The sequence below is a fragment of the Clostridium sp. 29_15 genome (genome assembly GCF_001916075.1).
Taxonomy (GTDB): Bacteria; Bacillota; Clostridia; order Clostridiales; family Clostridiaceae; genus Clostridium; species Clostridium lentum.
In genome coordinates this window covers 24,393-36,921 of the sequence record NZ_MNRT01000032.1, presented here as the reverse complement: position 1 = coordinate 36,921, position 12,529 = coordinate 24,393, and the positions used below count along the sequence as shown (strand labels likewise).

Sequence of the window (12,529 nt, the reverse complement as noted above, 5' to 3'; positions counted from 1 at the left end):
GTGTTAGATATAGTAATGGTAAAGATGAAAGATTTAAAATTAAATTTGATACTAATAAAAAGCTTATAAAAGTAACAGATATGGACATGCGTATTATGACAACTAATAATGCAGATGAGTACTTTGTTTTTGAATTATATGATTCTAGAATGCAACTTAAAAAAGGAGTTGTAATTAGAGGAAATGAAAGAAGTGAGGCTGCAAATGCTTTAAATAATGTTCCATATGAAATTGGTGATTATATTTATGTTTATCATAAAGAAGCAGCTTCACAAAAGTTGCCAATAAGTGGTGTTATAGGTGAACAATCAAGTATTTATGCACATGGAACTTCAAATTTAGAAAGAGGTAGAACATTATTTAAAATAACTAATACTGGATTGGAGATAGCAACTAATACAGATCCAACTATAACTATAAATCCAACTGAATCTGGATATCGTCAAACAACTGAAAATAATGAGGAAGTTTGGAGAAAGACAATACAAAGAGGGGATATTATAGATTTATCTAAAGGGATAACAATAAGTGATACTTTTGATCAAGAGAATCATATTCCTTTATTATTAGATCATAGTGTCTTTAATAATATGAAGTTAGGTGAACAAACAGTTATATACACATTAACAGATAGTTGGGGAGCAACAGTAACTAAGAAAGCTATAATTACAGTAGAGCCTAAGAATGAATTAGAGCAAGTTAAGTTTAAGTTTTATTCTAAAGGAACTACTGATGAGTTATTTAATATGACTATTGATTCTGTAAATCATAAAATAGAAGTTAATAGAATATCTAATAAACATGAAGCTATAAAAGGATACTCTGGAGCTGCATTTAAAATTAAAATTATAGATGGAGTTAGAAATATAGTTAAAAGAGAAATAGCCATTAGAGGAAATGAAACAGGATTTGCATCTGCTTTAGATAGATTAGATGGATATTCTTACAATGAAGGTGATAGAATTTCAGTTTGGGCATTAAATTCTACAGATATGAAAATTGAAGGAGACACCAATATTGAATCTAAACCTGCTGATGCAAACTATGCTAATGGAGTAACAAATCGAGATTATATGGATAATGTTAGATTTGAAATGACTAAAGATAAGTTAAAATATATCCATAATGATGCTCCTACAATTACTTTTTCATCAAATACTATAGAAATTGTAAGAGGTAAAGATTTAGATCCTAAAGAAGGGGTAAAAATAACAGATGATCATGATAAAGAAATTACTGATTTAAGTTCTGTTACTATAGTAGGATTTGATAAATACAAGTTAGGAAATCAAACAGTAACTTATCAATATACAGATAGCTGGGGTAGAACAGGAACTGCCACAAGAACAGTTAAAGTTTTAGCTAAAAATAAATTAGAAGATAATACTGTAAAGATATTTAAAGATGGTACTAATACACCAATTTTAAGTATTTCTTTTGATGATATTACAGGAAAGCTAAAAGTTAGTGATGCTACTACTGATACTATTAATGGTATAAATAGTGCTGCTCTTATAATAAAAACCTATAGAAATGGTGTAGAGCAAAGAAGCTTACCTGTAAGTGGTAATGCATCAGGTATAGAAATAAAAAATGCCATAGAAAAGTTAGATATTAATTATAAATATGGAGATATGATAGATTTTGTATCAACAGATAACACTAAGTTAAATAGAGTAAGAATTTTTGGTAATTTAGCACCGGATTCAGATAATAATACTGATAAAACAAATAATACATCATCTAAAACTGGTGAGCAGGATGAAAGTGCTAATGTTCCAAGTGATAATGTAAATGCTGAAACAAATCCTTATAAAAATGGTTTTATTAATTCAGATAATATGAAAAATACTAGATTTCAACTTACTGAAAATGGATTAAAGGCTATTTACAATAAAGCACCTGTTTTAAATGGATTAGATGAGCTTAGAGTAGTAAAAGGAACTGAACCAAACTTTAATGATGGTGTAACTACAACAGATGAACTTGATGATAAAAATAATATTAAGAATAATATAGTAATAGATAAGACAGGATTTGATAAAAATACTGTTGGAGTTTATGGAGTAACATATACTGTTACAGATAGTTGGGGAAGAACAACTAGTAAAGTAAGAAATGTTAAGGTTGTATCAAAAGTGGAAAACAATTTAATATCACTTGATGATAATAGTAATAATAAATTATTTGAAATAGGTTTTGATACAGTAAAAAATAAATTAACATTTAAGAAAATAATACAAGGCTCTGAAAATGTAGGTAATGGAGAAAATCAAGGAACAGAAGAAGGAGGTAGTGATGGGGAAGATACAGGAAGTGGAGATGTATCACAACCTGAACAACCAAGTAATCCAGATGAAGGTGAAGAAAATAGTTCTAGAACAAGAATAAGTGAAAATCCAACTGATAAATTATTTGAAATTAAAGTTTTTGATAATAAAATGAATTTAGTTGGAACTGTAACTTTAAATGAAAATGTTACTGATTATAGTGATTTTGAAAGAAACTTACAAGAAATAAAAATGTACGAAAGTTACTATGTAAGTGTATGGGCTAAGGATAGAAGTAAGTTAAAAATTTCAGGAGAGATTACTAAGACAGAAAATGTAACAGAAGCTGATTATTCAGATGGGATAAGTAGTGAAGATCAAATGTTAAATGTAAGATTTGAAAATACAGAAGAAGGTCTTAAAGCTATTTATAATGCTGCACCAGTAATATCACTTATACCAGAAAGTAATAATAGTTCAAGAATACAAAATACAAGTGAGTCTATAGTTAATTTAGGAGAATTTTCTCATTATTTAGGTGAAACTTACAAGTTAACTGAAAATATGCAAGTAACTGATGATAAGGATGGAGAAATAGATGTTGATAAGATAACAGCAACTTATGAAAAAATAGTGTCATCAGAAAATACAAACACACCTGAAACGTCAGGAGATGCAAGAGCTACATTAGAAAATGGACAAGAAAGCACTGAAAATTCAAGTGGTAATAATGAAACTACAGGAAATGTAAAAAATCTACTTCCAACTGAAGTAGGGACATATACTGTAACTTATGTAGTAAAAGATAGTTGGGGACGTGAAGCAAAAGCAAGTAGAACATTAACTATTCAAAAAGGTTTAGAAAGACATGAACTAATATTTGGTGGCCGTAATAGAAGCGAAGAAGATCTTCCGGCTTTTAAATTAAAATTAGTTGAAGAAAACAATAAGCCTAAGATTAATTTTGAAGCTTTAATAGATGCTCAAATTCTTGCTACAGCTAAAAATAATTATGATTATTATGGAGTAGAAATATTTAGAGACACTCAAAATACTGGAGCAAGAAATAGAATTGTTGAAGTTAAAGTTGGGGTACAGGATAATCCAAGTAATACAAGCTTTAATATGAGAAGATTAGCAAATGAAAACTTAGAGTATGGAGATAAAATTAAAATTTATGCAAGGCAAACACCGAATTTTAGAATAAAAGGTGAAATACTTGGTGATGTAAAAGAAGATTATTCAGATGGGGTTCAAAATAAAATGAATCTTGACTATGTTCAATTTAAAATAACTAAGAATGGTTTAATTGCAATTTACAATGACACAGATTTAAATGATAACATAAAAAATGTTATAACAAATATAGATAGAGGTGGATTACAACCTTTTAAAATTAAGTTTGACATATCAGATAATGGTTCTAATACAAATAATATTGGGAAAATAATTGTAGAAGGTTATAGTGAACCAATAATTTATCAAGATGGAACAAATGCATTAAAAATTAAATTAGTTAGACAAGGTCAAGACACTATAGAGAGAACATTTATAGGGACTGAATCAGGTAAAAAAAATCAAAATGAACTTAATGATAAGTTTGCTAGCTTTAACAATCAATATGTTAAAGATGGAGATTATATAGAATTTTGGGCAAAAGCACCAGATAGAATGTTTTTAACAGGAAATGTTATAGATAAAGTTAATAATCATGATTATACAAAAGGTGCAACTCAAGAACTTTTCCAAAATACAAGATTTTATTTTAAAGCAACAGGTATTGAAGCTGTTTATAATAAAGAACCAGAGATAATTGCTAAAGATATTGATATATACTCAGAAGATTATACAAATGGAAAACAGTTTGATTTAAAAAGTGGGGTATTAGTTGAAGATGACCATGATAAAAATATTAATATATTAAATTCAACTTATGAAATAGACAATCAAACTATTAATTCTAGCAATGGTAGAAATATTTTAACTTATAGTATAAATGAAAATACTCGTAAAGATGGAGATACGGAAAATAGTATAAATACTAGTGTTTTAGGAGAAAGAACTGTAACTTATACTTATATAGACAGCTGGGGAAGAACTGGAACAACAACAAGAAAAGTAGTTGTTAGACCACAGTTATATAAAAATAAAATTCAAGTATATGCTGAAGATAATGAAAGTTTAGAAGCAAGAACAACTATAAATGAAGATATAGTTGATAGTAGTAGCAATACTAATACTGGAAATAATAATGAACAAAATTCTGGTTCACAATCACCAGAAGATAGTGATAATTCTAATGTAGAAACTAACTCTAAAAAGCCAGCATTTGAAATTGGATTTAATACTTTAACTAATAAGTATGAAGTAATAAATGCAAGAGATGAGTATTTAGATATAGAAAATCCAAGAAAAGATATATTTGCTATTCAGATAAAGGGTTCAGATGGAAATGTAAAGTTTGCAAAAACTCTACAAGGTAATGATAAAGGAACTACTGAAAAGTTAAAAGAATTAAATAATGTTTCATATGTTGAAACAGATGTTATTAGAGTTTGGAGAGCTAGTAGTGAAAATGAAGTTATTCCATTTACTTCTGAAGATGAAACTGAAAGTGGAAATGTAGTGGTACCTAATCTTAAAATTACTGGAAATATATCTAAAGCTGATAAAATAAAAGAAGATTATTCTAATGGTATTAATAATATTGATTTTATGAATAACGTTGGATTTAATCCAAAAGCAGAAGGGTTAAATGCTATTTATAATGAAGCTCCAGTAATAGATGGTTTTACAGAAGCTAAAGAAATAATTGAAAAGGGAGCTAGAGTGAATTTAAGTACAGGTATAACAGTTTCTCATGATAATGGATATACAAGCAATACATTTACAGTATCACCAGAAAGTATAGATACAAACCAATTAGGTATACATCAAATAACATATACAGCTACTGATAATTGGAATAGAACTACTACTAAAGTACGAACTATTGAAGTTGTATCTAAAGTTAAAAGTAATAGTATTGAAGTGTATAATCCAAATGAAAGTAGCACAGATTTATTATTTAAAATTGATTTTGATGCAAGTAATAAAAAATTCTTAGTTAATAAATCTCAAGATACTAATACAGAAACACAAGGACCTAATGATAATGCTGAAGAGCAAGAAAGTAGAACTGGAGAGTTAGCACCAGATGAAGGTAATGGTGAAGAAGTTGAAGCACCAGGAGAAACTACACCACCTGCAGAAAATATATCACCAGAAGAAGAATCTAATAATGGAAAGATGTTTAGAATAAAAGTATTTAATAATAATGGTGAGATAGTAGTTAACTCAACTATAGATTCATTAGCTAATACAGAAAGTTTAAATTCATTAGAGAATATAAAAAATCAATTAAATAAATTAATTGAGTATACTTTTAATATTGGTGATACAATAAGTATTTGGACAAGTAACCATGAAAAAGTAAAAATTAAAGGTAATATTAAAAATAAAACTCATGACTATAGCAATGGTTTAATATCTGAAATGGAAAAAGTAAGATTTAAAATAACTGAAGATGGATTACAAGAAATAAAAGCATCTACTCCAGTTATAACTTTTGAAGAAAATGAAAATACTTCAGTTGAAGTAAAAAGAGGAGAAGCTATAGAGTATTTAAATGGTGTAACAATAACTGATACTAATGAACATATAGAACTTTCTAAAGTTAAATACACTTCAGAAAATATAGACACTAAAGTTTTAGGTGAAAAAGAAGTTACTTACACAGTTACAAACAGCTGGGGAGTAACAACAACGAAAGTTAGAAAATTCAATGTTGTACCTAAAAATAATATTGAGGGTGTAATATTAAAATTAAAGTCAGAAAATAATGATGAAAATTATTTAGAGATAGGTTTTGATGAGTTAGAGAAAAAACTTAAAGTTTACAATAAACCTACAGCAGCATTATATTCTAATGATAGTGAAAGTGTATTAACTCTTTCTATTTATGATAGAAATGGAGCTACTTTAAAAACTTTACAAGTACAAGGAAATGTACTTATAAGTGATGATGAAATTAAAAAAATTAATGATTTAGAGTATCAAGAAGGAATATTTATAGGTGTTGAAACTAAATATCCTAAAAACCTATCAATTGCTGGTAATATTGAAAAAGTTAATAATTTAAATAATCATTCATTAGATTTATCAAATGGTATAGATGAAAATGAATTAGATACTTTTAAAAATACTAGATTTAAAATAGGAAGTACTCAAATTCAAGCTATTTATAATGAAGCTCCAGTTATAACTTATCCAAATCAAAATGAAGCTGACAAAGGTATAATAACTGTTAAAAAAGGAGAAATATATGATTATAATCAAGATTTAACAGTTACTGATGATCATGATGGAAATATAGAACCTTCAAATGTTGGTGTTGATGAAAGTGCAGTAAATTATGAAGAAGTAGGTAATTATGAAATTACTTATATTGTTACTGATAGCTGGGGAAGAGATGGAACATTAACTAGACCAGTAAAAATTGTTAGTAATATAGTAGGCAATGAAATAGATATTTACTCAAAAGGAACTGCAAATCAAGAGCCATCACAAAATACTGAAACTAATGGAAATACACAAACTATTAGTGAATCAATAACAGATGATACTACTTCTGGAGGAAGTTCAGGTAATGAAGGTGAAACAGAAGATAGTGATAAAGGTGATACTGAAACAAGTAAACCAACTAATGATAATAGAGTATTTACAATTGGATTTAATGAAGAATTTAATACAGTAGATTCTAAAACTGAAGTAAAAGTAAAACTACAAATTAAAAATAAAAAGAGTATAAAAATTGATTCAGATAATCCAGAAAAAGAAGCTATTAAAATAGTGCTTTATAATGAAAATGGTGAAGAAAAGCAAAAAATATCTTTAAAAGGAAGTATTACAGGTGAATCTTCAGAAATAATGAAATTAGAAGAGTGGCAACTTGAATATGGTGATTATATTTCACTATATGCTTCAGATTTAGATGAAGAAAATAATACTACAACTATAACACCACCACAGCAATCACCTGATGAAAATCCAAGTGAAAGAAATATTTCTATAATTAATGAAAACTCTTCATTAGAAGGTACAGAAGGAACTGATGGTAGTTCAGAAAATGATTCAAATGGAATAGTAGAAGGAAATACTCCATCTACACCAGAAAAAAAAGAAATTACTACAAGTATGATAAGAATTACAGGTGGAGTTTTAAATGCTAGAGAGTTATACGATTCAGGAGCAGTAAAGAAAGATAATATTGTCAACGTAAGATTTGAAATTACTGATGCCGGATTAGAAGCATTATATAATGATGCACCAAGTATTTACATAAGTTCAGATAACTTTAGTAAGTATTTAGGAGAAACATATAAACTAACAGAAGGCATAAATGTATATGATGATTTAGATGGTACATTAGGAGAAAGTAGTATAAAAACAACTTATAGAAAGACTGGAAATGTACCAGCAGAATCTACTAATGGAACTACACAAAGTGGTTCAACTTCATCAAGTACTAGAACTAGTTCTGAAGGAAGTGGTAATTCAAGTGATGGAAGTAATTCAAGTGATACACCTAATGATGGAACTACAGATGAAAATAATAATACATCTAATGGAGATACTACAAATAAATTACCAGAAGATCCAGGATTATATGAAATAACATATATAGCAACTGATAGTTGGGGAAGACAATCTACTGCAACTAGGAATATAACTATTAATCCAGGTATAAATAGACATGAATTATTATTTGGTGGACGTAATCAACAAGAGAAAGATTTGACTGCTTTTAAATTAAACTTAAGAGAAGATAAAATTACTCATAAACCTAAAATTACTTTTGAAGCTTTTGTAAATAAAATTATTGCAACTTCAAATGGGATTGAAAATTATTACCAAATAAAAGTATTGAGAGAAAATGTAAATAAAACTACTGAAATAGTTTTTTCAGCTGCAGTAGATGCAACAAATAATCCTCAAGCTACTAATTTTTCTATTAAAGAAATAGAAAATCTAAACTTAGAATATGGTTATAAAATTCAAGTTATTGCAAGACAAACACCTAATTTTAGTATAAAGGGAGAAATATTAGGTGATGTATATACTGATTATAGTAAAGGTGTAGGTAATAGATATTATTTAGACTATGTAACTTTTGAAATTACTAAAAAAGGATTAGTAGCACATTATGACGATTCAACCATGGCAATAGATGAAAATGTATTTACTGTTGTTGATAGAGGAGGATTAAATCCTTTTAGAATAAAGGTAATACCTTCTTCAAATAATAATTTTATTGGAACTTTAAATGTTACAACAAAAGGTGAACAAATAATATATCAAGAACATGGTGAAACTCAAAATGTATTATCTATTGGTTTATATAGAGCTAATGGTAGAGATAATATAATTGAAAGCTTTTCATCAAGTAGTGCTGGAAGTGGTGATAATAAAAGAAAATTTGATAGATTTAATAATCAGAATGTGTATGAGGGTGATTATTTACAAATTAGATTTAATCGTCCTGATATGATGTATGTAATGGGGAAATACAATTCTAAGACTAATGTAAAAGTAGATTATAATGAAGGTGCTAAAGAAGCAGATAATTTAGATAATGTAAGGTTTTACTTTACTAAAGATACGTCTAATAAAAATAGAACAGGAGAACGTAATTCTATTTTACTTCCTGTATATAATGAAACACCTAAAATTACAGGAATGGATTTTGTTAGAGTTCCTGTAGGTGATACTTTTAATTTATTAGGTGGAGTTGTAACTTCAGATGAAATAGATGATGATTTAGGTAAGAAAGTTAAGTTAGTTATAAAAAATGATGATTTAAAAATTAATAAAACTATTAGCCAAAATGCAACTAAAACTATTTCTTCAAATGGTATTAGAGGAATATTTAATAAATCTGCAAGTAATGTAAACTCTACTGATAGTACAGCTACATTTGATAAAAGTAATTCAATTGATGGAACTATCAATACTAGTGATGTAATTGATATGACTGCCTTTAACTATAAGTTTGATAAATCAGGTATATTTAATATTGAGTATACAATAGTTGGGGAAGAACTACAACTGAATATAAAACAATTCAAGTGTATGGTTCACCTGAAATAGCTCCAAAGGAAGATGTAGTGCAAAATGAAACCACAGGAGAAGATGGAGAAAAGATAGGAACTGTAACTGTTGAATTAAATAGTATGAAGGAAAATATTCAAGAGTATATGGAATCATACTTTAAAAGTTTAGTTAGCATATCAGACGTAGAAGATGATGATAAGGACTTAAAAGTTGAAATTGAAGGGGAAGTTAATCCTAAAGAAGTTGGAATTTATCCAGTAAATTATAAGGTTACTGATACTCATGGAAATATAACTATGTATAAGATTAATGGTTAATGTAGTTAAAACAATTAAAGCAACAGTAACTACAGATATTCCATTCCAAGTAGTAACTAACTTATTAAATGAAAATGGTACAACAGAAAATATAAAGGATAGGTTTGTATCATCAAAAATTAGAATTAAAAATAATAATCCAAATTCTAAGATGGAAGTTTATGTTAAAGGATTAAGCAAGAGTGAGGGTGAACTAGAATTAGTTAATCCAAATGATACAAATTTTGAATCTTTAGATAAATTTGAATCATTAAGAAAAATGGCTTTAGGAGTTTACTTTGAAAGTAAAAGTAGTGAAATGGAAAATGATGAATCACCTCAAGAAAATAGAAGTGGTGAAAGTTTAGATGGATCTGATGAAGAATCATCAATAGACAACACAAAAGTATTTACTAAGGATTCACCATTATGGTTAACTGTTGGTATGAGTGAAGTTAAGATTAAAACCATGAATCAAGCTACAGGTAGTAAGAGTGAAACTATATTACCATCTAAAAATGACGCAAATGATGGTAGCGGTGAAGAAAATGGTAATGGTGAAAATCAACGAGAGTCATATACTAATTCAAGTGAACACTCTGAAGAAAGCACACCAAGTAATGGTGAAACAAATAATGCCAATAATCAATTAAGTAATCCAAATTATTATATTAAGGATTACGGTGATATAAATAGTGAAATTCTAGAATTTGGTCTTACAGCTAAATATGGAAATAATTTTGCTGGAGGAAAAGTTAGAGGTAAATTTAAATTGATATTTGAATTTAGATAAAAAATAAAAGAGAGAAGAATCTAATATAATTTTTAATAAATTGTACTAGAGGAAGCTCTCTTTTTTTGCGCAGACAAATTATTATTGAAATTGGGCAAAAAGAAATTAAAAAAAACATAGAAAGAGAGTAAAGCTATAGGCTAAAAAATTAGCATGTAGCTTTGTTTTTTTTGCATAAAATGGTTATTTAATACAAAAGTTAATAAAACTTTAAAAGTTTAAAAAAAGGTTAGCAAATTAGATCGAAATATGCTAAAATATATAACATGTTAAAAAGAGGAGGATAAGCTTTAATTATGAACAATAAATTGGAAAATTTAACGTCAGTTAAGAATTTATCAATTTCAAAAAAATTAAAAAAAGTATTAATTGTAGCAGTAATAATTATTTCAACTATTACGGTTGCTACTGGAGTAGGTCTTATGTATTTAAAAGGGCAACTTGAAAGTTTTGTTGAAACTGAGTATGCTTCTGAAATATCAATACAAGAAACTGCAACAAGTATATTAACTTTAGCAAGAGATATAAGAGATGCTTATATAAGAGCTGAAAATGGTGAAAATATATCATCATATGATCAAAATGTGAAAAAATATGTAAATGAAATAACTACTGAATTAGAGTATGTTTATAATATTAACAAAGATCCAGAAATAGCAAGAGAGCTTGAGAATTTTGGTAATAATATATCAAAGTGGATAAATATAGGTAACGAAATATTAACAGCAATAAATAATAAGGATATGGCAAAAGCTAATAAACTTATATTAAATGATTGTCCAGAAGTATTAGATGTTATAATTGAACAAGTATCTTTAATAGGTGATAAAATAAGTACAAATGTTCAAGATGATATACAAGGGACTACTAGATACATAGGAATAGTAATGATTATAATAATAGTAATAATAATCATTGGTTTAATACTTATAACAAAAGTTGTGCAAGCTATAATTGAAAGTATTTCTAATCCAGTTGAAGAAATAAAAGCAGCTGCATTAGAAATGGCTAAAGGTAACTATGATTTAGAAATAGAATATACATCAGAAGATGAAATTGGTGTATTAGCAGATTGTATGAGAGAAATGATTTTATTTACTAAAGATAATATAAGTAATATAACAGAAGTATTAAATAAATTTGCTGAAGGTAACTTTGATGTTGAAATTGAAGATAACTATATTGGTGAATTTATAGAGATAAAAGAATCACTAGAAAAGATAGTAGATTCTATAAATAATACATTCTATGATATTAAAATAGTTACTGAGCAAGTTAAGGATGGTTCAGAACAAGTTGCATCAACAGCTCAAATTATATCAGAAGGAGCTATAAATCAAGCTGGTATAATTCAAGAATTAATGGCTGCTATTGGACAAATAAATGAAAAAGTTAAAGTTTCAACTGAACAAGCTAATAGCACAAACGTTTTAACTAGAGAGTTAGGAAATCAAATTGAATTAAATAATGAAAAAATGAATGAAATGGTGACTGCTATGAATAAAATAGAAGAGTCATCTATAAACATTAAATCAATAATCAATACTATTTATAGTATATCAGAACAAACAAATCTTTTAGCACTTAATGCAGCTATAGAAGCAGCTAGAGCTGGAGAGTCAGGAAAAGGATTTGCAGTTGTTGCAGATGAAATTAGAAAGCTTGCAGAAGAAAGTTCAGTGGCTGTAAAGAATACAGAAATATTAATAGAAGATTCTATAAATAATGTAAATGATGGTAAGAATGTTGCTGATGAAGCATCAGAAGCATTAAGTTCTGTTGTAGGAAAAGCTAAGGAAGCGGTAGAGCTAATTGGTACAATAGCAGAATTAACAGAGCAAGGGGCAATGGCTATTTCAGAAGTATATAATGGTATAGACCAAATTGCAGAGGTAGTAGAATCTAATACAGCAATTTCAGAAGAAAGTGCTGCTGCCAGTGAAGAATTATCAAGTCAATCTGAAAGTTTACAAAATATGATTGATAAATTTAAATTAAGATAGTTTAATAAAAATTAA

4 protein-coding genes are annotated in these 12,529 nt (G+C 27.6%); all 4 read left to right on the top strand.

Annotation, left to right across the window (positions count from 1 at the left end):
* The first annotated feature begins 95 nt into the window (after positions 1-95).
* The gene (locus BHW04_RS06950) at positions 96-9,458 is read left to right on the top strand and encodes an immunoglobulin-like domain-containing protein (protein ID WP_368072955.1); all 9,363 of its coding nucleotides are present in this window, start codon (positions 96-98) and stop codon (positions 9,456-9,458) included.
* Between the two features lie 17 nt (positions 9,459-9,475).
* Positions 9,476-9,739, top strand: a complete 264-nt coding sequence (locus BHW04_RS06945; protein ID WP_302699262.1) for an immunoglobulin-like domain-containing protein — start codon at positions 9,476-9,478, stop codon at positions 9,737-9,739.
* Positions 9,732-10,511 carry a hypothetical protein gene (locus BHW04_RS06940; protein WP_302699261.1) on the top strand — a complete coding sequence of 260 codons (780 nt, stop codon included), beginning with the start codon at positions 9,732-9,734 and terminating at the stop codon, positions 10,509-10,511. Before BHW04_RS06945 ends, BHW04_RS06940 begins: the two co-directional genes overlap by 8 nt.
* 296 nt (positions 10,512-10,807) lie before the next feature.
* Positions 10,808-12,514, top strand: a complete 1,707-nt coding sequence (locus BHW04_RS06935; protein ID WP_302699260.1) for a methyl-accepting chemotaxis protein — start codon at positions 10,808-10,810, stop codon at positions 12,512-12,514.
* Positions 12,515-12,529 lie beyond the last annotated feature (15 nt).

What these genes read in the sequence shown, in the direction of transcription:
- BHW04_RS06950 (WP_368072955.1), top strand. Translation starts at nt 96, where the DNA reads ATGACAACTAATAATGCAGATGAGTACTTTGTTTTTGAATTATATGAT.
- BHW04_RS06940 (WP_302699261.1), top strand. Translation starts at nt 9,732, where the DNA reads ATGGTTAATGTAGTTAAAACAATTAAAGCAACAGTAACTACAGATATT.
- BHW04_RS06935 (WP_302699260.1), top strand. Translation starts at nt 10,808, where the DNA reads ATGAACAATAAATTGGAAAATTTAACGTCAGTTAAGAATTTATCAATT.